Raw genomic sequence first — 20,569 nt, 5'->3', positions numbered from 1 at the left:
CGGGCGGGCGGTTCAGGCTTCGATCAGGCCGGCGCGGATGGCGTACCGGGTCAGTTCCAGGCGGTCACGCAGGCCGAGTTTCTGCAGCAGGTTGGCGCGGTGCCGCTGGACGGTCTTGATGCTGATGAACAGCAGGTCGGCGATCTCCTTGGACGAGTGGCCCTCGGCCACCAGCTTGAGGACCTCTTCCTCGCGGGGGGTGAGGATCTGGTCGGGCGTCTCCTCGCCCTGGCGGGCCCGGTCGAGGTAGTTGCGGATCAGGGCGGTGACCGCGCCCGGATACAGGAAGGGCTCGTCCCGCATCGCGGCCCGGCAGGCGGCGACCAGGTCCCGGTCGGCGACGGACTTCAGCACGTACCCGCTGGCGCCGGCCTTCAGGGCCTGGAAGAAGTACTGCTCGTTGTCGTGCATCGTGAGCATCATGATCCGCAGGCCCGGCTCGGCGGCGGCCAGTTCACGGGCGGCCTGCAGGCCGGTCAGCCGCGGCATGGCGATGTCCAGCACGGCCAGGTCGACGTCGCGGGCGCGGGCCATCTCGATGGCCTCGGCGCCGTCCCCGGCCTCGGCGACGACTTCGAGGTCCGGTTCCCGGTCGAGGATGAGCCGCACCCCGCGGCGCACCAGCGCGTGGTCGTCGGCGAGCAGGATGCGGATCGTGCCCGTGCCCGTCGTGGCGGTCGTGGTCGCTTCGGACATGGTCAGGGCTGCTTCCTGGAGACGGGCGCGGTGAGCTGGACCCGGGTGCCGGTGTCGGGTGCCGGGGCGATGTCGAGGCTGCCGCCGATCAGCAGGGCCCGTTCGCGCATGCCGCGGATGCCGGCGCCCTCTCTGGGGGCCTCCACGCCGCAGCCGTCGTCGGTGACGGCCAGCACCAGGTGGTCGTCGGTGTGCCGCAGGGCGACGGTGACCTGTGTGGCGTCCGCATGCCGGGCGACGTTGGTCATCGACTCCTGGGCGACGCGATAGAGGACCAGTTCCGTCTCCGGCTCCAGGACCGGCAGGTCGGCATCGAAACGGCGGGTGACCCGCAACCCCGTGTGGGTGGCGAAGTCCTCGGTGAGCGAGGTCAGCGCGCTGACCAGACCCAGGTCGTCCAGCACTCCGGGCCGCAGCCTGCGCGCCAGGCGGCGGACCTCGTCCAGGCTCTCCCGGGTGATCTCCTGCACCTCGTGCAACTGCTTGCGCAGCGGCGGCGGTGCCTCGTCCGAGGCCCGCTTGAGTTCCAACAGGATCGCGGTCATGCTCTGGCCGACCTCGTCGTGGAGTTCCTGCGCGATGCGGCGGCGTTCGGCCTCCTGGGCCAGCAGGGCACGGGCGCTGCTGGTGGCCCTTTCGTGTTCCAGCCGCTGCAGCATGGCGTTGAACGTACGGATCACCTCGGTGATCTCGCCACCGCCGGTAGCGGGCAGGCGCTGGCCGGGACGCAGCAGGTCCACCGTGGTCATCAGCTTCGTGAGCCGGCCCAGCGGGGCCAGGCCGAGCCGTAGCAGCGCGGCGTTGGCGACCAGCATGACGGCCAGACCCCCGACGAGGATGATCGCCTCGGTGAGCAGAACCGGCACGGAGACGGTCACCGGCGCCCACAGCAACAGGGCCGTGGCCGTGCCCAGCACCACGGCGTTGAGGGCGAAGATCCGCCAGAACAAGGACACCGGCGCTCCGCCTCTCTTCCGTAAAACCTCGGTTCACCTCCGTCATCGGACCGCGCACGGCCCCGACCGCGTTCACGATCCCGGGGTGCTCCAGTGGGCCTGCGGCCAGCCTGCCCCGTCCCGAGCGCCCCGTCGATGGGTAGTGACCCCCATTTTCGGTCCCGCGCCACCCAGGGCAGGGCCGCATGGGTCCCCTGCCCCGGCACAAATGGGCCCCGCGCCCGATAGGCGTCCGCGACGGGCCCGGCCAGGGTGGAGAGCACCCCCTCACCCCGGCCGAGAAAGGGACCGACCATGCCGTTCGATGCCGCCCGGGCCGAGCCCCACCTTCACGAGGCCCGTCAGCGCCTGGAACACGCCCGCACCTCCCGGCTGGCGCAGTTGCAGGCCCTCGACGGGACCGAGCCCAGCGCGGACGACCACCTGCTCGCCGCCCGGAAGACCGCGATGGAGCGGGTCCTCGAAGAGATCGAGGAGGCTTTCGCCCGCATCGAGGACGGCACCTACGGCACCTGCCTGGGCTGCGCCAGACCCGTCCCCGCGGAACGCCTGGAGATCCTCCCCTACACCCGCCACTGCGTCGCCTGCCGGCGCCGCGCCACCTGACCGACGCCCGTACCGACCTCCTACGCCCTGCCTCGAAGGGGTGACGTGGTGACCGACCAGACCATCGGCGAGAGCACGACCCACCTGTCGGCCGAAGACCTCGCCGCGCTGCGCGAGAACCTGCAGGAGCAGCGCTTGTTCCGACGGGAGCAGCTGCGCCAGCTCGCCGGACCCACCACCTCCCGTGCCGAGGACCGGCTCCAGCGGCAGACCCCCGCGCAGGTGGAGGTCCGCATCAAGCTCGCCGCCTCCGCCCGCATGGTCCTCGCCGACGTCGAAGCGGCCCTCACCCGCATGAAGGAGGGCATGTACGGCACCTGCCACCTGTGCCGGCGCCCCGTCGACCGGCAGCGGCTGATGATCGTGCCGCAGGCCCGCTACTGCGCCCGCTGCCAGCAGGTCAAGGAGGCGATCCCATGACCGGCGCACACCACCTGCCCGACACCACCGCCAGGCCACATCACTGGTCAGTTCTGAGCGAGCATCTGTGAACGCAGGCGACCCAGGATCCGGGAGATCAGGCGGGAGACCTGCATCTGCGAGATACCCAGCCGCTCGCCGATCTGTGCCTGTCCGCGCTCTTCGACGAACCGCAAGTGAAGGATGAGGCGGTCTCGTTCGTCGAGTTCGGCGATGAGGGGCGCCAGCGCGTGGAAGTCCTCGACGCGTGCGAGGGCGGGGTCCTCCTGGCCGATGAAGTTGAAGAGGGTCGCGTCCTCTTCGGAGTCGCTGCTGATGGCGGCGTCGAGGGAGGCGGCGGTGTAGCCGTTGGCCGCGACCTGGGCCTCGACGACTTCCGCCTCCGTGAGGTTCATCAGCGCGGCGAGTTCGGAGGCTGTGGGCTTGCGGCCCAGGCGTGAGCTGAGTTCGTCGGTGGCCCTGGCGAGTTCCGCGCGTGCCTCCTGGAGACGTCGGGGCACGTGCACGGACCAGGACGTGTCACGGAAGTACCGCTTGATCTCCCCCACGATGTAAGGGACCGCGAAGCTGGTGAACTGGACCTCGCGAGAGATCTCGAATCGGTCGATGGCCTTGATGAGGCCTATCGTGCCGACCTGGACGACGTCCTCGATGTCCTGACCGTTGCTGCGGAACCGCCGGGCCGCAAAGCGCACCAGGGACATGTTCATTTCGATGAGGGTGTTGCGCGCGTACTGGTATGCGCGAGTTCCCTCTTCGAGTACCGCGAGCTGGTCGAGGAACAGCTTGGTCAGGTGCCGAGCGTCCTTGGGAGCCATCTGCTGCGGGTTGGTGATCTGCGGCAGGCCGGTATCCGTGTCCGCCGCCGCGTCGACCTGAGTCGTCACGCTCACAGCCCCTCCCTGATGGTCGTGGCCCGCTCCAGGAGCAGGCCGCCGTGCAGGGCCGCTACCCGGGCACGGAAGATCCAAACAGGGCGTCGGCAGGTAAACGAGACGGATCCCGGAAGAAAAGTTGCTGTTTGACAACTATAGCCGTAGGGCAACAAAGTGAGCCGTGTCGTACGTGCACAGGGAAGCAGAAGGAGAAGTTCCGGTGGAACAGCACGCGGCTGCCGACTCGGCGGCAGCACGGCTGGTGGGGTCCTTCCTGGAACGCCGGCGGGAGCGGATCGCCCAGCGCTGGGCGGACGAGCCCCTGTTCCGCATGGTGTTCACCGTCTCCCGGGACGAGGCCGTGGAGGCGTCCAAGGCCGTGGTGGACGCGTTGTCCGCGGTGGCCGCCACCGGCCGGCTGGAGGACATCGAGGCGCCTGGATTCCGGGCGGTGCGCGACCAGTTGGGACGTATGGTCGCCTCTCGGGCCCGCAGTGGGTTCGCGTCCGCACAGATCGCCGACGAGATCGCCGGCCTGCGCGGGTCGGTCACCGAAGTGTTGCGTGGCGAGTTCCCGGATCCGGCCGCTCCCGACGCCAAGGACTGTGTGCTGTCGCTGGCCCTGCTGATGGGCACGCTTCGCCTCGTGGTGGTGGAGACGGCGCTGAGCGCCCGCGAGGAGCTGATCGCCCGGCAGCGCCGGCAGCTGCTGGAGGTGGCCACCCCGGTGATCACACTGTGGCAGGGCGTCATCGCCGTCCCCTTGATCGGCACCCTGGACAGCGCCCGCAGCCAGGTGGTCATGGAGAACCTGCTGAACGCGGTGGTCAGCGAGCAGGCCCGGTATGCCATCCTCGACATCACCGGCGTGCCCACCGTCGACACCCTGGTCGCCCAGCACCTGATGAAGACCGTCGCCGCGGCCCGGCTGATGGGCGCCGAGTGCATCGTCTCCGGCATCCGCCCCGCCATCGCCCAGACCATCGTCCACCTCGGCATCGACCTGGGAACGGTGCTCACCCGTGCCGGACTGGCCGACGCCCTCGCCCACGCACTGGAACGGCAGGGCATCGAAGTGAGCCCGCATGCTCCTGCCGGTGCGAGCAGGGCATGAACAGCCGGCCCTTCGGCGACCTGACACCCGTGCCGGTCCTGGCGCTGGGAGACGTTCTTCTGGTCACGCTGCCGGGCGAGTTGCACGACGGCATCGCTGAGCAGCTGCAACAGGACATCACCCACCGCATCGCACAGGGAAACACCTCCGGTGTGGTGATCGACATCTCCGGCGTGGAGATCATCGACTCGTTCCTGGGGCGCGTCCTGGCCGAGATCGCCTCCGCTGCCCGACTGCTGGCCGCACGAACGGTGGTGGCCGGGATGCGGCCGGCCGTGGCGATCACGCTCGCGGAGCTGGGGCTCACGCTGCCCGGTCTGCACACCGTCCTGAACACCGAACGCGCGATGGACCTGCTCGCCTCCCCACGCAGCCCGGCCCAGGAGGGCACATGACGCAGGCCTCTCCCGACACCGCCACGATCAGCCTGCCGATCGGCTCGGACGCTGACCTCGCCTGGGTCAGACAGCGGGTGCGGCAGACCGCGGCGGAGCTCGGGTTCGGCCTGGTGCAGCAGACGAAGCTGGTCACCGCGGCCAGCGAACTGGCCCGCAACACCCTCGTGCACGGCGGCGGTGGCCGCCTCGAGATCACTGCCCTGGCCGCAGGGCCGAACCGCGGGCTGCGCCTGACCTTCCTGGACACCGGCCCCGGCATCCGTGACCTCCAGCAGGCCATGACGGACGGCTTCACCACCGGTGGCGGCCTGGGGCTGGGGTTGAGCGGAGCCAAACGGCTGGTCAACGAGTTCTGCCTCGACAGCCGGCCCGGCGCAGGCACCACCGTCACCATCGCCGCCTGGGCGTCCGGCGCTCCCTCCCCCCGCTCGGGGGCGGGATGAGCGGGGTGTGGGACATCCCGGTGAACACTCGACCCGGGTCAGTGATGTCCGCGTGGCGGCCGAGACCGCCCCGGGCCACGCCGGACTCCCCTCGCGATCAGGTGGCGGGGGTGTCCTGCGAGGGCTGCTCGTGCGCGTCGGCATCCAGGCGAGGCGCGGCACGCCGGTCGGTGCGGTGCTGCTCGCGAGGCCCGGTGAGCCTGTGCCGGGGAGTGCTGGCGGGGCCGGGCGGAACGGGGACGTGCCGACGCGCGGTGAGCCGGCCCACCCAGCGGCGGCCGCAGATCGGGCAGGCGGGAGCGCCCTGCGGGTCGTAGGGGGACGGCACTCCGTGGCCGTCGCGGTTGAAGTACTCCCACTCGTCCCCATTGTCGTCGCGGTAGTACTGCACGTCGTAGTCGGCGCTCCACTTGTGCCAGCAGTGGCCGCAGGTGAATGCCACGCGCTCGACAGCCAGTTCGGTGATCATCGGCTTGCCTCCTTCCGGACAACCTCGGCTCCTGAGATCGCCGACCTCCGGGCACGGCGTTGCGCCTTCGCACCAAGTGCCCTTAAAAGGGCGTTGCCGTCTTCTTGGGACACACCTGGCAATATTTTATGCACGTCGGCGGGCCGCCGGCGGCAGCGCAGCGACAGCCGCGCAGGCGCGAGCGGTGCCTCGGCCCTACGGTGGTCATAAGGGCCGTCGAACCGGCTTGGCGTTGTGGAGGAGGCCGCGATGGATGAGCACTTCGTCTGGGTGACGACACGCCGCCTTCGGCCGGGCGCCCTGGAGGACTTCGAGAGCTCATGGCGTCCCGACCCCTACCCGCAGGGCCTGCGCCGCGCCTTCGCCTACTGGTCCGAGGACGGGCAGGAGATCACCGGGGTGTCGTTCTGGGACTCCAAGGAGGTCTGCGACTCCTGGCGGGCCTCCGAGCCGGAGAAGCAGCGGCGCGCGGCCATGGCCCCGTACGTCGTCGAGGAGCGGGAGAGCTTCTACCTCGGCCGTGAACTCGCCGTCCCGGAGCGATAGCCATAGGTACACGGGCACGAGCACGCGTCACCGCGAACAGGGCGGACCTCTCAGGGCCGCCGCCCACGCCAGTCCTCCCTGCGGGGCTCGCTCTCGGCCGCGGCACCCCCCGCTTCAGTGAACGGACGGTCACCCGCGTAGGCCACCGATTCCACCAACGCGGCGTGCGAGCGCACGCATGTGATCACCTCGACAAGCCGATCGCGCAGCAACATGCAGGCGCCGGGGCTGATGCTCCGTTCCACACCCTGCACAACGCGCCATCATCATCAGCGACAACGCCGTCGCGTCGGCATCACACCAATGGCGCCCCGTTTCCACGTCGCGGCACCACCGCGACCGGGCAGTCGGCGTGCTGGAGCGCGGCGTGCGCCACACGGCCGAGGGGCCGCGAGAGCTGCCCCTGGCGTCGAGGGGCGCCGAGGACGAGCAGGTCGGCCGTGGCCGAGTGCGTGAGCAGGACGGACGTGGCGGGCCGGACCCTCGGCGGTGACGCGGTGCACCGGTACGTCCGGGTGTTCGTGCTCCGGGGCGCGCAGGGCGTCGTCGAGCGGAGTCGCTGCCTGATCCTCGTCGTGGTGGCCGGGAACCCCGGTGAACAGCGGATGCGCCAGGGGACGGTGGGCGGGGCGACGCCACACGCGTACGGCGTCCAGCGCGCAGCGCCGCGCTTCGGCCTCGCGGAACGCGAACCGGATCGCCGCCGTGCCGGTCGCCGCCTCCCCCACTCCGATCACGATGCGGCCGTTGGTTCCTTGCCGATTCCCTGAGGTGCCCCGGACCACGATCACCGGGCCGGTGGCATGCGTCGCCAGGGAGCGGCTGACCGAACCCAGCAGCGCTCCCCTGATCGGTCCCCGGCCCCGGGTCACGACGGCGGCGGCGTGGCGCGCCTCCCGCAGCAGCGCCACCTCGGCCTCCTCGGGAACGATGTCGACCGTGATCTTCACATCCGGGTTGCGCTGCCGAGCCCGTTCGGCCGCCCGGTCGACACTGCCCTGGGCCAGGTGCAGCGTCGTCGGCCCCAGGGGCAGGTACGCCTCGCCGCAAACCCGGCTCCGGCACCCGCGCGCGTAGCGGCGCGCCCGTATCGCCACCCGCCCCCGGGAGGCGCCGCCGGCGACGGCGGCGTCGATGTACGGCCGCGAGCGCAGCGAGAGGACCTCGGCGTCAGCGATCCGGGCGGTCGACGGCCAGTGGGTGAGCGCGACCGAGGCCACCACCGGCCAGATACCGGGCCGGAACATGGCGACGATGAAGATGCCGAGCAGCAGGTGCGGCACGGAGGAGAACGTGTCGGCCAACCGCATCACGCCCCGGTCGGCCCAGCCGCCCAGCGCCCCGGCCGTGGCCCCGACGGCCGTCCCGATCACGGTCGCCGTCAGCGCCGCCGCCACGCCGACGAGCAGGGAGGCCCGCAGGCCGTAGACGCAGCGCAGCAGCAGGTCCCGACCGACGTCGTCGGTGCCGAACGGGTGGGCCCAGGAGGGCGGTCGCAGCTTGGCGGCGAGGTTCACGGCCTGCTGGTCGAGTTGGACCAGGGGCGGCACGAGCAGGACGGCGAGGACCGTCAGGGCGACCAGGGCGACGGATGCGCGCACGCGAACGGTGCGGGTGGAGCGGCGGTTGGGGCCGTACGACCGCCACGTCCTCTCGACTGCGGCCTCAGCCATGGGAGTCCACGAACGCGGGAAGCCCCGGTTCGAAGTGGGGTTCCCGCTGGATGGCGAAGCCCGGCCGCTCGTGCCACGCGACCGCCGGCTGGTGGCTCGTCGACAGTGCTGCCGCCGGCCGCCTGGGACCTGATCGGTACGCTGCCTCTGTCGCTCGGCGTCGCCGGGCACGAGGACCCGACCGCCGTCGTCGGCCTCAACGGCCTGCGTCTGCCGCGCGAGGCCGCTTGGACCAGCCCCGGGAAGGACACCGTGTGAGCAAGCGCTCCCGCCGTACCGCCGCTACCGCTTCCGCTCCGTCCGCGGGGGCGGCGCGGTGCACGGTCACCGTCTGCCGGGGGTGCTGCTGCGGCACGCCGAAGATCCCCGGCTTCGACCATGCGGCTCAACTGCGCGGCCTTCGCCAGGCGCTCGACGGCACCGCGACCGTCCGCGTCACCGACTGCCTGGACGCCTGCGAGCACGCCAACGTCGTCGTCGTGCAGCCCTCGCCCGCCGGCCGTGCGGCAGGCGGCCGGCCGGTGTGGCTCGGCCTGGTCAACGACCCCGACGCCACCGCCGACATCACGACCTGGATCGAACAGGGCGGGCCCGGCCTCGCCGACCCGCCCGGCATCCTCGACCTGTACGGCTTCACACCGTCCCGGCGGGTGCGGGGGCAGGTGGAGGGCTGACGCGAGACCTCCGCGGGACAGTGTCAGACCAGGGCGTCGTGTTCGGCGCGGGTCGGTGACGCGGGTGGTGCTGTCGTTGGTGTCCTGCGGGGCCCGGAAGAGAAGGACCACGATCAGCGCGAGCCCGGACACCTTCACCCAACGCGGCATTCCCGCCGCCGGTGTTCGGCCCGGATCTCACCGGTCTTCTCGCGCGGTGGAACGAGACGATCGACGCGCACCGCCGAGAAGTGCGCCACGCCATCCTGGCGGAAACAACCTCCTTCCACTGAACACCTCTTGGCACCACTACGTACTAAGGACATCCGTAGATAACAGCCAGAGGACGACGGAAGTCGACGGGCCCGCAAAACAGGGCGTCGGCGACGACGGTCGAGGCGGAGGCAGCGATGGGAAGTCCGGCCCTGAACTGGACGCTGGCGGCGGTCTCCGCACTCGCGGCCGTCGTGAGCACGGCCCGGCTGGCCGCCGCCGACGGCAGAGAGGCCCGGTTCGCGGCCGGAGGCGATCTCGTCATGGCCGGCGGCATGGCCGCGATGTTCCTGCCCGCGACGGCGCACAGTTTCGGAGACCACAGCCTGTGGTGGGTGGCGGCGTTCACGGCCGTCGGCCTCGGCGGCGCGGCCCTGTCCGTACGCCACGCTCGGCTGCACGGCTGGCGACACGGCCGCCGCTGGGCGCACCACATCATCGGCAGTGCCGCCATGGTGATCATGACACTCGCCATGCCGGGCACCGACTCCGCGCCGGTCCTCGCTCTGGGCGGGCACTCGATGGCCGGCATGAATCATGGGCACGGGCGCGGATCCGACACCGCGGGGACTGCGGGCATGGCCGGGATGGAGGGCACGGCCGGGATGGAGGGCATGGCCCACTCCTCGGGGATGACCGCCCACGACATGACAGCCGACGCCGCCCACAACTCCGCGTCGTCAGACGCCACTTCCGTGTGGCGTGCCGTCCTGCTCGCCCTCGCCGTGTACTTCCTGCTCTCGATCGTCGCCGCCGTGTGGGCGCGGCTCCGTGGCACCGGCCCACGAGCGGGTGCGGGCCGCGCCGCGGGCAAGGGTCGCTGGGCGCGGCGGTTCCTCGCCCTGCCCGACGCGATCGTGGTGTTCGCCGCGTCCCTGGCCATCTCCGTCTGGGACAGGGCCCGCCCGGGAGGCGACAGGCGCCGGGCCCACGCGGCAGCGGGCAACCGCAGCCGCCGTCGCCCACCGGGCACGTCACCGGGCGCGGCGCTGACGGCCCACATCGGCATGGGCGGCACGATGTGCGCCATGCTCGTCATGATGGCCGCCTGACCACCCGTTACGGGTCAGTGGCCGCCGCTCGACGTAACGGCCAGGCGCTTCTTGAACGTCCTGCCGCCGTCCTTCGACTCGAACACCCCGGTCCGGGTGGCGGCGAGGACATGGTCGGCGCCGACGGCGGTGAGCGCCTGCGGCCGGCCGCCCGGGACGGTGGAGACCTTCTTCCACGTGGTGCCGCCGTCCGTGCTGCGGTTGAGGCCGCCGGAGGTGTCGATGCCGAAGAGGCCGTCTTTCGCGGCCCAGGAGAGGAAGGCCATCACCGGCTCCTTCCCCGGGGCGAAGGTCTTTCCGCCGTCGCTGCTGCGGGCGATGCCTTCGGCGGTGGTGGCCAGGACGACGCCGGGGTCGGTGGGGCTGACTGCCATGTCCAGCGCTTCCAGCCGGGCCCCGTCCTTCCAGGAGACGCCGTCCTTGGTCGTGCGCACCAGGCCGTTGGTGGAGTCGTAGCCGTAGACCGTGCCGTGGGCGGATTCCAGGGCGTGGAAGTCGGACTCGCCTGACAGGGACAGCGACTTCCAGGTCTCGCCCGCGTCGGTGCTCTTGATGAGCCCCTTGTTGCCGCCGGAAGCCGGGTGGCCGCTGGCGTAGAACGTCTTGTCGCCGGCCACGGTGAAGCCCATGAAGTCGTCCCTGCTGTCGCCGACCGGCTCAGGCTCTCCCTTGGCGTCGGGGGTGTAGATGCCTTCGTGGGTGGCGACGTAGAGGCGCTGGTCACCGGGGTCCAGACCGAGACCGTGGATGTGGCTGACGGTCGTCCCGGAGGTGGTGTGCGAGCCGGCCGGGCCTTGGCTGTCTCCGCTGTCGGAGCATGCGGCCAGTGTGAGGGTGACAGCCAGGGCGGTGGCTGCCACGGCGGCAGGGCGCTTGTTCATGATTCCTCGGGTGCGTACTGGTGCAAGGGAGTGGCGAGCGCCGGTCACGGCCATGCCGACATGGGGAGGTGACCGCCCGGGCTCCTCGGGTGCGCCTCGGAGCCCTGGGCGGTCAGTGGGTGTTGCTGATCAGAGCCGGTCGAGGATCTTCTCGAACTTCTCGACCTCGGTGGACTGGGTCTTCACGACGTCGGCGGCGAGCTTCTTGGCCGTGGCGTTACGGCCCTTCTTCCGCTCGTCCTCCGCCATGGTGATCGCGCCCTTGTGGTGCTCGATCATCATCTCCGCGAACATCCGGTCGAACTCGGTGCCCTTGGCGGCCTCGAGCTTCTTCATGTCCTCGTCGGACATCATTCCGGACATCCCGGACCCGTGGTCCATGCCGCCGGACCCGTGGTCCATGCCGGGCATGCTCTCCTCGGCGGACTCCGGCTTGCCCCAGGCCTTCAGCCAGGACCTCATGGTCTGGATCTCGGGGTCCTGGGCCTTCTCGATCTCCTCGGCCAGGGTCTTGATCTCCGCGTCGGAGGCCCGGCTGTCCGCAAGCTTGGACATCTCCAGGGCCTGCTCGTGGTGCGGGATCATCATCTGCGCGAACATGACGTCCGTGTCGTTGAACGCGCCGGGCGCCGGGTTCTCACTCGTCGCCTGGGTCGGCGAGGCGGAGGCGGAGCTGCCGCTCCCGTGGTCCATGCCCTCCATGTCGTTCCCGCCGCAGGCGGCGAGCAGCAGCCCGCCCGCGGTGATCGCGGCCACCACCGCGAGACGGCGGCTCAGGCGACGGTTGAGGGCGTGCGTGTAGGCAGTCATGTGCGAGATACCTCTTGTCGTCAGTTCTGTCTGTGCGGAGTACGCGTCTGCGCGGGCAGCACTGAAGTGGCCGCGCGACGGTTCGGCCTATATCCGCAGAACTGACAACTGGGAGAGGAGCGGTCTCGGCGGCGGAGTGCCGGGGCGCGCCGAGGCCATCGATCGGGTGAGAAGGGCGGTCAGCCGCTCATGTCGGCGGAGCACCAGCGCATGCAGGAACAGTCCGAGCAGCCACACGGTGAGAACCGCCAAGCACACGGACATCGGGTCCATGCCGCTCGGGAGCTCGTGCACCGGCGACTCGGTGGGCGACGCCGCGGTCCCGTGCTCGGCCGTCACCCCCGGCACGGCCGAATGCTCGGAGGCTGCGGCCTGCTGGGCCATGCCGCCCTGGTGCGCACCTGCGGCAGCGGGGATCGCGCCGCTCATGCCGTGCCCGGAGGAATCTTCGGGGTGGCCCATCGTGTGCATGGCGAACACGCCCAAGGTGAGCATGACGACCAGCAGGAGGTACCCGAAGGCCCCACCTGCGCGCAGCCGTCCGCTCATGCTCAAGCCTGCCCTCCGCACTCGACCTACTGGGGATACTACTAAGTCACTTGGCACTTGGCGTCAGCACCGGGCACTGGCTGCCCGGTACGACAACGCGGCTGCGTCCCCCTCGGCACCGCCGTCGCCGCAGCCCGCACGATCTGGTTGCGTACCTGAGAGGCCGGACATGCCTCGGCCGGCCCGGCCGCGGAGCCCATTTCTCAGACCCGTCGCCGCCCGGAGGCAGTCGGCCCGAGGGCGAGGACGGCAAGGAGCACGAAGGCGGCGACGGCGGTGAGCGTGCGGGCGTTGTTGAACAGCTCCCAGCGGCGCAGGATCTCCGCATGGTCGGCCGGCGCAGCGGTGGCGGCCCACTGCTTGATGCGGCCATTGATGGGGACGTTCCCGAACCGGGTGATCAGGAAAGACGCCAGGGTCAGGGTGCACGCCGCACCTGCGAGGGCGCGGGCCCGGGCGCGGGTCAGCACGGCAAGGGTGAGGGAACTGAGAGTCGAGACCGCCATCGCGCCCTGCACGGTGATCCCGTTCATCCTCATCAACTCGGTGTGGAAGTCGAGCCGCATTCCGATGGGCACGGAGTTGAACGTGGGGACGAGGTTGGCGGCGCCGTAGCCGAACGCGCCGGCGAGCAGACCGGTGGACAGCAGGGAGAGTCCTTGGATGAGCCGGACGCGCCTGGTCTGTGGTGGTCGGGTGCACGGAGGGGCGAGGTCGGGCCGGGTGGGCATCAGGCTTGCCCGTCCGCATCCGCATCGGCCGGTGCCGGGGTAAGGGCTCGGGTGAGCTGGTGGGCCCGGCGCATACGTCCGTCGTCGGTGAACTCCCCGAGGAGGTGCACCTCGGTTGCGGTGGCGCCGCCCTTGCGCGTCCGCGCGTGGATCGTGAACCGGGCGGCGATCCGGTTACCGTCCGCGATGGCCTCGTGGACCTCGAACCGCCAGCCGACCACGTTCTTGCGCACCGGTCGCAGATGGGCGAGGAGCCGGTCGTGTTCGAGTCGAGTCCCGTCACTGATCTGGACGATGTCCGGGGCGAAGTGGCGGGCCATCACCGATTCGGGTGCGTCCCCCTGGACCGTGGACTCGGTGAGAGAGGTGAAGAAGTCAGAGATGAACCGCTCAGGGGCGGTGTTGGTGAAGGGTTCCATGACGTTCCGATCTGGTCAGGCCGACGGGGCGGGGAAGGGCATGACGGAGAGGCCGCAGCGCGATCACTATCTTTGACAGACTTGTAAGATATAAGCCCCTCGATAACTTAGACAAGGCTGTAAGAGATGACTTCCTCGGGAGAACCACGCCGTCGGCGTCGCGCCGATGCCGAGCGCAGCAGAGCCGCCATCCTCGACGCGGCGGTCCGCCTGCTGCGACAGCGCCCGGATGCGGGCATGGAGGCCATCGCCGCGGCGGCGGGGGTGACCCGGCAGACGGTCTACGCCCATTTCTCGTCGCGCGACTCGCTCCTCGTGGCCGCCGTCGACCGCATCACCGAGGACGCCGTCGCCGCGATGGACGCCGCTGCACTCGACGAAGGACCGGCCAGAGCCGCGCTTCTGAGGTTTCTCGACGCCTCCTGGCGGTCGTTCGAGGACAACGCGCCGCTGCTCCAGGCGGCTCCGACCGGCACGCCGGGGGACGGGGAGCAGGCACGCCACGAGCCTGTCGCCGAGCGGCTGGCCCGTCTCGTCGAACGGGGCCAGCGGGCGGGTGAGTTCGCCCCCGGACTGCCTCCGCGCTGGCTGGTGGCCATGACGGTCGCCCTCGGACACGCGGCCGGTGACGAGGTCGGTTCCGGCCGCATGACGAGCAGCGAGGCCGAGACCGCGCTCCGCACCACAGTCCTCCGGGTTCTCGGCGCCGCTGAAGGACCACCCGACTCACATGACCGGCCGGACAGGGCTTAGCCGGCTCACCGCCGCGCACAGGATGCCGAGGAAGGGGAACATCTCCACGACGGCCGTGATCCGCGCCTCCCAGTCGACCTTCACCCACGGGAGCCTGCGCCGCCGCCGGCTCCGGCTCGGAAGACCTGCGCGTGCGGCGACCCCGCCGGCGCCGCCCGCTGAGCGCGTTCCGTCACACACCGCTTCCGACGGCACCGGAACCGGCGCAGGCGAGGAAGAAGCGGGACACGCGGAGGACGGGCACGTCCACTGAGTCGGGGCGCCCGTGGCCGGGAGCCGCGTCGCGGTGATGCTGCTGCGGCTCCCGGCCCTCGGAGATCGCTCGGGGCTGGTCGCTCCTGGTCGGCGGCGGTCAGTCCTGGTCAGTGCGTGTGCGGGCCGCCGGTCGACTGCGGTTTGCCGCGCGGTACGAGGCCCAGGGCGACGACGGCGCCGGCAGCGGCTGCCGCAGCACACACGGTGAACGCGTCGGCGAAGCCGCCCACCGCGCCTTGCTCGAAACCGGATGCCGCGATGGTCGAGACGACGGCGACGCCGATCGGGCCACCCACCTCGTGGAAGGTGTTGACGACCCCGGAGGCGAGTCCCGCCTCCCGGTGCTCCGCCATGGCCAGGGCGGTCGTCGTGGCGGTGACGCATACCGCGCCGATGCCGGGGAGGCGATCACGAAGCCGGGCAGGATCCCGGCGTACACGCTGCCGGTCTCCGACAGCCGGGTCAGCGGGATGGTTCCGGCGGCCGCGGCGGCCATGCCGGCGACGGCCGTCGGGCGGCCGCCGATCCGGCCGACGAGCCGGGAGCCGAGGTGGGCGCCGATGCCGGTGGCCGCGGCGACAGGGAGGAACACCAGCCCGGTCCTCAGCGGGCGTGGAGCGATGGCGTCACTTGCTCGAAGAGATACGCTCACGCGTCGCTGTGCCGAAGAACAGTGCCCACAGGGACCACAGGAACGCCGCCGAGGTACCGACGGGCATGACCCACCCCTTCGAGCTCACCATCGCCCGCACCGACGGCGCCGGGAACATCTACCTGGAGGCCGCGGCGGGTGTCACGGCCTTCATCCTGGCCGGGCGGTACTTCGAGGCGCGGTCGAAGCGGAAGGCGGGGGCGGCGCTGAAGGCCCTGCTGGAACTCGGCGCCAGGGAAGTCACATTGGTGCGTGACGGCCGGGAAGATCTCATTGCTGTCAGCGAGTTGAAGGTCGGCGACCGGTTCCTGGTGCGGCCCGGTGAGAAGATCGCCACCGACGGTGTGGTCGTCGAGGGGTCGTCCGCCGTGGACGCCTCCATGCTCACCGGCGAGTCGGTGCCGGTCGAGGTCGGCACCGGGGACGCCGTCACCGGCGCCACGCTGAACGCCGGCGGCCGCCTGGTCGTCGAGGCCCGCCGTGTCGGCGCCGACACCCAGCTCGCCCGCATGGCCAAGCTGGTGGAGGACGCGCAGAACGGCAAGGCCGCCGCCCAGCGGCTCGCCGACAGGATCTCCGCGGTCTTCGTACCGGTCGTGATCGCCCTGGCGCTCGGCACCCTGGGCTTCTGGCTCGGCAACGGGGCCGGACTGACCGCCGCCTTCACCGCAGCGGTCGCCGTCCTGATCATCGCCTGCCCGTGCGCCCTGGGCCTGGCGACGCCGACCGCCCTCATGGTCGGCACGGGGCGCGGCGCCCAGCTCGGCATCCTCATCAAGGGACCCGAAGTCCTGGAGACGACGCGCGAGGTCGACACCATCGTCCTGGACAAGACCGGCACCGTCACCACCGGCAAGATGACCCTGCTCGCCGTGCACACCACCGACGGCACCGACGAGGAGGAAGTCCTGCGCCTCGCCGGCGCCCTGGAGCACTCCTCCGAGCACCCCATCGCCCAGGCCGTCGCCTCCGGCGCCGCTGCCCGCGTCGGCACACTCCCCACCCCGGAGGACTTCGCCAACATCGCCGGCCTCGGCGTCCAGGGCATCGTCGAAGGCCACGCGGTCCTGGTCGGACGCGAGAAGCTGCTCGCCGAATGGGCCATGTCCCTGCCGGAGGAGCTGCGGCGCGCCAAGGCCGAGGCCGAGGCGGCCGGGCGTACGGCCATCGCGGTCGCCTGGGACGGCGACGCCCGCGCGGTCCTGGAGGTCGCCGACGCCATCAAGGAGACCAGCCCGGAAGCCGTCAAGCGACTGCGCGCCCTGGGCCTGACACCGATCCTGCTGACCGGTGACAACAAGGCGGTCGCCGAAGCGGTCGCCGCGGAAGTGGGCATCGCCCCCGAGCACGTGATCGCCGAGGTCATGCCGCAGGACAAGGTCGACGCCGTCAAGCGCCTGCAGAGCGAGGGCCGTTCGGTCGCCATGGTCGGCGACGGTGTCAACGACGCCGCCGCGCTGGCGCAGGCCGACCTGGGTCTGGCGATGGGCACGGGTACGGACGCCGCGATCGAGGCGGGCGACCTGACGCTCGTGCGGGGCGACCTGAGGGCCGCGGCGGACGCCATCCGCCTGTCCCGCAAGACGCTGGGCACCATCAGGTCCAACCTCTTCTGGGCCTTCGCCTACAACGTCGCCGCCCTGCCACTCGCCGCCGCCGGCCTGCTCAACCCGATGATCGCCGGAGCGGCCATGGCCTTCTCCTCGGTCTTCGTGGTCGGCAACAGCCTGCGGCTGCGCGGCTTCCAGCCCGCCGACCGGTGAAGCGGCCGACCAGGATGGGAAGGGGGCCGCCGTGGCCGCAGAGCAGACCCACCGGGACGTCATTCTCCGAAGGCTCCGCCGGATCGAGGGCCAGGTGCGGGGATTGCAGCGCATGGTCGAGGAGGAGACCTACTGCATCGACGTCCTGACCCAGGTCGCCGCCACCAACACCGCGCTCCAGTCCTGCGCGCTTGCCCTGCTGGACGAGCACCTCAACTGCTGCGTCACGGAGGCCATCGTGGAGGGCGGCGAGCAGGCCAGAACCAGGATCAACGAGGCGTCCAAGGCGATCGCCCGGCTCGTACGGGCATGACCTCCAGGCTCCGGGCCCGGGCGGTTGAACCGCCCGGGCCCGGAGCTGCTCAGCCTACGCATACCCCCGACCCGTATGCGTGGCGCCTGTGTGACCATCCTGCGGAGACGAGGGGTGCCATACGATGTGAGGCACCTCGGTGACGGGGAAGAAGAGGGGGAAGGGTGCGACGGCTGGGTGACCTGGAAGCCGAAATCATGGACCGGCTCTGGCGCTGGGGCCGGCCTGCCACGGTCCGGGAGATCGTCAACGACATCAATCACATACGTCCCGTCGCCTACACGACGGTGATGACGGTCGCGGACATCCTCCACCGCAAGGGCCTGCTCCGCCGCGAGAAGGCCGGGCGTGCCTGGCTGTACGAACCCGAGCGCAGCCGTGAGGAATACACCGCCGCCCTCATGCAGGACGCGCTCGGCAACACCCAGGACCGCCCGGCCGCGCTACAGCGGTTCGTGGAGCACATGTCGCCGGAGGACGTGTCCGCGCTGGCTGCCGCACTGCGCGCGATGGGCAGCGTTCGCGGCAGCGCCGAGGAGCCCGGAGCACCCTCGTGACCGAACTCCTCGGCCACGCAAGCGGGTTACTGGTTCCCGGCCATCATGTGCTGCCGCCTCTGGCCATCGCGCTGGTGGTCGGGGTGCTGCTGCCGAGGGCGCTTGCCCGCAGCCAGTGGGCGCACCGAGCACCCCGGCTGGCTGCCACGGTGTGGATCCTGCTCGGGCTGTCCTTCATCGCTTCCGTGTCCCTTACTGCCCTGCAACTACTGCTTCCGACAGCAGGCAGCCACCACTTGTCCCGCTTCACCGAGGCCTGCGTCGTTTCCGGTGGCGCGCAGTGCGGGCCCCTCCTTCCGAGCGGCCCGGCAGGCGTGGACACCCGGGTGTGGGCGGCTCTTTCGGCGGCGGCCGCCGTGCCCTCCACTTTCGTTGTCGCCTTCGTACGTGAACTCCTGAGCGCGAGGCGCCAGCGGGTACGTCACGCCGACCTACTGCGCCTCGTCGGCAGCAGGCGACCGGAGTTGGGTGCCACGGTGCTGGAGCATGACACCCCGGCGGTGTACTGCCTGCCGGGCCGCGCACCTCAAGTCGTGGTCAGCTCCGGGGCACTTCAGGTCCTGACCGGGCGGCAAGTGACAGCGGTGCTGGAACACGAGCGGGCACACATCGCCGGCCGCCACCATCTGCTGGTGGCCGCGGCCGGGGCCTTCGCCGCCATGTTCCGTCGACTGCCCCTGGCCCGGCTCGCTCACACCGAGGTGGCGCTGTTGCTCGAGATGGCAGCCGACGACCGGGCGTTGCGCCGGTGTTCGCGGGACGCACTCGCCACCGCCCTGTACGCGGTGGCATCCGGTCAGGCACCCGACACGGCCTTCGCGGCGGGCGGACCGTCGGCGGTGTTGCGTATGCGCCGCATCCTCACACCGCACGCCGCATGCTCTCCGACGCTGCGGACAGTGTGTGTGGCACTTACCGCAGCGGCAGCCCTGACTCCGCTTGTCCTGGCTTGCTGTTCCGTTCCGGGTATCACCGATTGACTGGGCTCGCTCCCCCGCATCAGCGCGGAAATAGGGAGGCGCAACCGCAGGAGGCGTACCCGCGCCGGGTGAGGGGGAGGTGTACGCACTGTGCACCGCACCGCACCGCACCGCACCGCACCGAAGCGACGCCGTGACGCCCACCACCCTCTGCAGACCCTGGCTGGCAACTTCTGGTCGTCTGCCGCGACTGCTGCTGCGGCAACCCGCGCAAGCACCCCGGCACCGACCACGCCTGGCAGCTCGACCGGCTGCGCGTCGGCGCGGCCGAAGAGGGCTTCCAGGTCCGTACGACGGACTGCCTCGGCCCCTGCGACCAGGCCGACGTCATTGTTGTCCAGCCCTCCACAGCCGGCCGCAGGGCCGGCGGCCGGGCGACCTGGATCGGCTTCGCCATGGCTGCACCGACGACCTGCTCGACTGGGCCACCGCCGGCGGACCGGCCTCGCCGAACCCCCGCCGACTCTGAAACTCCAGTTCGGCCGCCCGCCTCGACGAGGCCACCGTCGACTCCCTCGCCGCCACCGGCTTCGGCTCCTGGGCGCCCTCGGCAGTGGACTACGTCGTACGCCTCGAGCAGGGCCGCAGCAGTCAGCCCTCTCCCCAGCTGCTCGGCGCGCTGGCCCGGGCGCTGCACCTCTCCGACGACGAACGCGACCACCTGTTCCACCTGGCCGGCCACCGGCCCCCGCCCGCCGACGGGGTGGCCCGCCTGGCCCGCGCCGGCCTGATCCGCATGCTCGACCTGCTCGGCGACACCCCGGCCCTGGTGCTGTCCGACCTGGGTGAAATCCTCGCCCAGAACCGGGCAGCCCTCCTGCTGTCGGGCGATCACACCGGCTTCTCCGGCGACCACCGCTACGTCTTATACCGCTGGTTCACCGACCCCGCCGCCCGCGACGTCTGCCCACCCGAGGAGCAGGAGTACCACGCCCGCCAGCTCGTGGCCGACCTGCGCGCGGCCGTCGGCCGCCGGTCCGGCGACCCCGCGGCCGCCGGACTCGTCGACCGGTTGCAGGCCGCGAGCGCCGACTTCCGCCGGCTCTGGGCCGAGCACGAGGTGGCGGTCCGGCGCGCCGACCGCAAGACGTTCCTGCATCCGAGGGTGGGCCGCCTGCTGAGGGACTGCGAGACCCTGGTCACTCCCGACCAGCGGCAGCTGCTGCTGGTGCTCACCCCGGCGGACGCCGAGGCCCGCGACCGGCTGAACCTGCTGCAGGTAGTCGGCATGGAGGAATTCACCACGGAGGCTACGGACACGCCCATACGGTGAAGCGGCCGGCCCGCGGGGCACCGGCTGGGTATTCGGCGGTCCCGTCGGCGGGAGTGGCCGTCCCCCCACAGCAGGATTGCCGGGCGGCCGCCTTGTGCCACCGCGTCGACCTGCCCTGCCGGCTCAACGTGTGAGGGCCGGCCCGCGAGGCGGGCCGGCCACGGTCAGGCCACCGGATCGAGGAAGGTCAGCGCGGAGGCGTCCTCCTCGATCAGCGGGGCGAGGGCGGTGTTGAACGGAACGCCGTACGGAGCCTTCAGGTGTGTCCGGAAGGCGTCCTCGTCCCGGTACACCTCGAAGATCCAGTAGGCGCGTGGATCGGACGCCTTGGTGTAGACGTCGAACGCGAGGTTGCCGTCTTCCTCGCGCACCTTCTGGGCGTAGTCCAGGATCAGGCGGGCGACCTCGTCCTCCGCGCCCTCGCGGGCGGTGAACTCGGCGAGCAGTGTCTTGTTCACG

Annotated in this window: 25 protein-coding genes and 4 pseudogenes; 16 read left to right on the top strand and 13 right to left on the bottom strand. The window is 71.1% G+C overall.

Annotated features, from left to right (window positions below; translation table 11 throughout):
* Positions 1-12: 12 nt before the first annotated feature.
* Together HDA41_RS37255 and HDA41_RS37250 are read right to left on the bottom strand one after the other, a co-directional pair.
* Positions 13-696, bottom strand: coding sequence for a response regulator (locus HDA41_RS37255; RefSeq protein ID WP_184991955.1), 684 nt, complete (start codon positions 694-696; stop codon positions 13-15).
* 2 nt (positions 697-698) lie between these two features.
* Positions 699-1,652, bottom strand: coding sequence for a sensor histidine kinase (locus tag HDA41_RS37250; RefSeq protein WP_184991953.1), 954 nt, complete (start codon positions 1,650-1,652; stop codon positions 699-701).
* 294 nt (positions 1,653-1,946) lie between these two features.
* On the opposite strand from HDA41_RS37250, the gene HDA41_RS37245 reads away from it, so the two are divergent.
* Both HDA41_RS37245 and HDA41_RS37240 read left to right on the top strand, forming a co-directional pair.
* Positions 1,947-2,258: a TraR/DksA C4-type zinc finger protein gene (locus HDA41_RS37245; protein ID WP_184991951.1), complete on the top strand. Its 312-nt coding sequence runs from the start codon at positions 1,947-1,949 to the stop codon at positions 2,256-2,258.
* Between the two features lie 45 nt (positions 2,259-2,303).
* Positions 2,304-2,678 (top strand): TraR/DksA family transcriptional regulator, encoded by a 375-nt coding sequence (locus tag HDA41_RS37240; RefSeq protein WP_184991949.1) that lies wholly within the window; start codon positions 2,304-2,306, stop codon positions 2,676-2,678.
* A 47-nt stretch (positions 2,679-2,725) separates the two neighbouring features.
* Here the strand turns inward: HDA41_RS37240 and HDA41_RS37235 are convergent, their stop codons facing one another.
* Positions 2,726-3,571: an RNA polymerase sigma factor SigF gene (locus tag HDA41_RS37235; protein ID WP_230299797.1), complete on the bottom strand. Its 846-nt coding sequence runs from the start codon at positions 3,569-3,571 to the stop codon at positions 2,726-2,728.
* Between the two features lie 202 nt (positions 3,572-3,773).
* On the opposite strand from HDA41_RS37235, the gene HDA41_RS37230 reads away from it, so the two are divergent.
* From HDA41_RS37230 to HDA41_RS37220, 3 genes are read left to right on the top strand one after another with little or no spacing between them, the layout of a single operon-like run.
* Positions 3,774-4,667, top strand: a complete 894-nt coding sequence (locus HDA41_RS37230; protein WP_184991948.1) for an STAS domain-containing protein — start codon at positions 3,774-3,776, stop codon at positions 4,665-4,667.
* A complete protein-coding gene (locus HDA41_RS37225) occupies positions 4,664-5,062 on the top strand; it encodes an STAS domain-containing protein (protein WP_184991946.1) in 399 nt (132 codons plus the stop codon). Before HDA41_RS37230 ends, HDA41_RS37225 begins: the two co-directional genes overlap by 4 nt.
* Positions 5,059-5,508: an ATP-binding protein gene (locus HDA41_RS37220; RefSeq protein WP_184991944.1), complete on the top strand. Its 450-nt coding sequence runs from the start codon at positions 5,059-5,061 to the stop codon at positions 5,506-5,508. Before HDA41_RS37225 ends, HDA41_RS37220 begins: the two co-directional genes overlap by 4 nt.
* A gap of 97 nt (positions 5,509-5,605) precedes the next feature.
* Here the strand turns inward: HDA41_RS37220 and HDA41_RS37215 are convergent, their stop codons facing one another.
* On the bottom strand, positions 5,606-5,977 hold the full coding sequence (locus HDA41_RS37215; protein WP_184991942.1) for a hypothetical protein: 372 nt from the start codon (positions 5,975-5,977) through the stop codon (positions 5,606-5,608).
* A gap of 249 nt (positions 5,978-6,226) precedes the next feature.
* Between HDA41_RS37215 and HDA41_RS37210 the strand changes: the two genes are divergently transcribed.
* Complete coding sequence (locus tag HDA41_RS37210) at positions 6,227-6,523, top strand: hypothetical protein (protein WP_184991940.1); 297 nt, start codon at positions 6,227-6,229, stop codon at positions 6,521-6,523.
* Positions 6,524-6,792: 269 nt separating this feature from the next.
* Here the strand turns inward: HDA41_RS37210 and HDA41_RS41975 are convergent, their stop codons facing one another.
* Positions 6,793-7,620, bottom strand: coding sequence for a universal stress protein (locus HDA41_RS41975; protein ID WP_268251550.1), 828 nt, complete (start codon positions 7,618-7,620; stop codon positions 6,793-6,795).
* A pseudogene (locus HDA41_RS41970) lies at positions 7,609-8,196 on the bottom strand (ABC transporter permease); the annotation flags it as partial. The gene HDA41_RS41975 and the pseudogene HDA41_RS41970, both read right to left, overlap by 12 nt.
* Positions 8,197-8,301: 105 nt before the next feature.
* On the opposite strand from HDA41_RS41970, the gene HDA41_RS37200 reads away from it, so the two are divergent.
* The 3 genes from HDA41_RS37200 to HDA41_RS37190 all read left to right on the top strand — a co-directional run bounded on the left by HDA41_RS37200 (position 8,302) and on the right by HDA41_RS37190 (position 10,174).
* Positions 8,302-8,454, top strand: a complete 153-nt coding sequence (locus tag HDA41_RS37200; protein WP_184994211.1) for a hypothetical protein — start codon at positions 8,302-8,304, stop codon at positions 8,452-8,454.
* Positions 8,451-8,870 (top strand): (2Fe-2S) ferredoxin domain-containing protein, encoded by a 420-nt coding sequence (locus HDA41_RS37195; RefSeq protein ID WP_184991936.1) that lies wholly within the window; start codon positions 8,451-8,453, stop codon positions 8,868-8,870. Before HDA41_RS37200 ends, HDA41_RS37195 begins: the two co-directional genes overlap by 4 nt.
* A gap of 389 nt (positions 8,871-9,259) precedes the next feature.
* The gene (locus HDA41_RS37190) at positions 9,260-10,174 is read left to right on the top strand and encodes a DUF5134 domain-containing protein (RefSeq protein WP_184991934.1); all 915 of its coding nucleotides are present in this window, start codon (positions 9,260-9,262) and stop codon (positions 10,172-10,174) included.
* A 14-nt stretch (positions 10,175-10,188) separates the two neighbouring features.
* On the opposite strand, the gene HDA41_RS37185 is transcribed toward HDA41_RS37190, so the two are convergent.
* The 5 genes from HDA41_RS37185 to HDA41_RS37165 form a co-directional block, all read right to left on the bottom strand.
* Entirely contained in the window at positions 10,189-11,055 is an 867-nt protein-coding gene (locus HDA41_RS37185; RefSeq protein WP_184991932.1) for a F510_1955 family glycosylhydrolase, read from the bottom strand.
* A 129-nt stretch (positions 11,056-11,184) separates the two neighbouring features.
* Positions 11,185-11,865, bottom strand: a complete 681-nt coding sequence (locus tag HDA41_RS37180; protein ID WP_184991930.1) for a DUF305 domain-containing protein — start codon at positions 11,863-11,865, stop codon at positions 11,185-11,187.
* A gap of 87 nt (positions 11,866-11,952) precedes the next feature.
* On the bottom strand, positions 11,953-12,420 hold the full coding sequence (locus HDA41_RS37175) for a hypothetical protein (RefSeq protein WP_417813612.1): 468 nt from the start codon (positions 12,418-12,420) through the stop codon (positions 11,953-11,955).
* A gap of 197 nt (positions 12,421-12,617) precedes the next feature.
* A complete protein-coding gene (locus tag HDA41_RS37170) occupies positions 12,618-13,145 on the bottom strand; it encodes an anthrone oxygenase family protein (RefSeq protein WP_184991929.1) in 528 nt (175 codons plus the stop codon).
* Positions 13,145-13,564: a nuclear transport factor 2 family protein gene (locus HDA41_RS37165; protein WP_184991926.1), complete on the bottom strand. Its 420-nt coding sequence runs from the start codon at positions 13,562-13,564 to the stop codon at positions 13,145-13,147. Before HDA41_RS37165 ends, HDA41_RS37170 begins: the two co-directional genes overlap by 1 nt.
* A 126-nt stretch (positions 13,565-13,690) precedes the next feature.
* On the opposite strand from HDA41_RS37165, the gene HDA41_RS37160 reads away from it, so the two are divergent.
* A complete protein-coding gene (locus HDA41_RS37160) occupies positions 13,691-14,317 on the top strand; it encodes a TetR/AcrR family transcriptional regulator (protein ID WP_184991924.1) in 627 nt (208 codons plus the stop codon).
* 362 nt (positions 14,318-14,679) lie between these two features.
* Here the strand turns inward: HDA41_RS37160 and HDA41_RS41965 are convergent, their stop codons facing one another.
* Entirely contained in the window at positions 14,680-14,925 is a 246-nt protein-coding gene (locus HDA41_RS41965) for a hypothetical protein (RefSeq protein ID WP_230299796.1), read from the bottom strand.
* 361 nt (positions 14,926-15,286) lie between these two features.
* Between HDA41_RS41965 and HDA41_RS37150 the strand changes: the two are divergent.
* The 6 genes and pseudogenes from HDA41_RS37150 to HDA41_RS37130 form a co-directional block, all read left to right on the top strand.
* Positions 15,287-16,987: pseudogene (locus HDA41_RS37150) on the top strand (heavy metal translocating P-type ATPase); the annotation flags it as partial.
* Positions 16,988-17,018: 31 nt separating this feature from the next.
* Positions 17,019-17,300: a metal-sensitive transcriptional regulator gene (locus tag HDA41_RS37145; protein WP_184991922.1), complete on the top strand. Its 282-nt coding sequence runs from the start codon at positions 17,019-17,021 to the stop codon at positions 17,298-17,300.
* A 164-nt stretch (positions 17,301-17,464) separates the two neighbouring features.
* Entirely contained in the window at positions 17,465-17,857 is a 393-nt protein-coding gene (locus tag HDA41_RS37140; protein ID WP_184991920.1) for a BlaI/MecI/CopY family transcriptional regulator, read from the top strand.
* The gene (locus HDA41_RS37135; RefSeq protein ID WP_230299794.1) at positions 17,854-18,837 is read left to right on the top strand and encodes a M56 family metallopeptidase; all 984 of its coding nucleotides are present in this window, start codon (positions 17,854-17,856) and stop codon (positions 18,835-18,837) included. Before HDA41_RS37140 ends, HDA41_RS37135 begins: the two co-directional genes overlap by 4 nt.
* A gap of 173 nt (positions 18,838-19,010) precedes the next feature.
* Positions 19,011-19,359 (top strand): annotated as a pseudogene (locus HDA41_RS41960) ((2Fe-2S) ferredoxin domain-containing protein); the annotation flags it as partial.
* Positions 19,360-19,378: 19 nt separating this feature from the next.
* Positions 19,379-20,110, top strand: a pseudogene (locus HDA41_RS37130) (helix-turn-helix transcriptional regulator); the annotation flags it as partial.
* Between the two features lie 164 nt (positions 20,111-20,274).
* On the opposite strand, the gene HDA41_RS37125 reads toward HDA41_RS37130, so the two are convergent.
* Positions 20,275-20,568: a putative quinol monooxygenase gene (locus HDA41_RS37125; RefSeq protein WP_184991916.1), complete on the bottom strand. Its 294-nt coding sequence runs from the start codon at positions 20,566-20,568 to the stop codon at positions 20,275-20,277.
* Between the last annotated feature and the right edge of the window lies 1 nt (position 20,569).

The sequence above is a fragment of the Streptomyces caelestis genome, assembly GCF_014205255.1.
Lineage (GTDB): Bacteria > Actinomycetota > Actinomycetes > Streptomycetales > Streptomycetaceae > Streptomyces > Streptomyces caelestis.
This window is presented reverse-complemented; position numbering and strand designations above follow the sequence as displayed.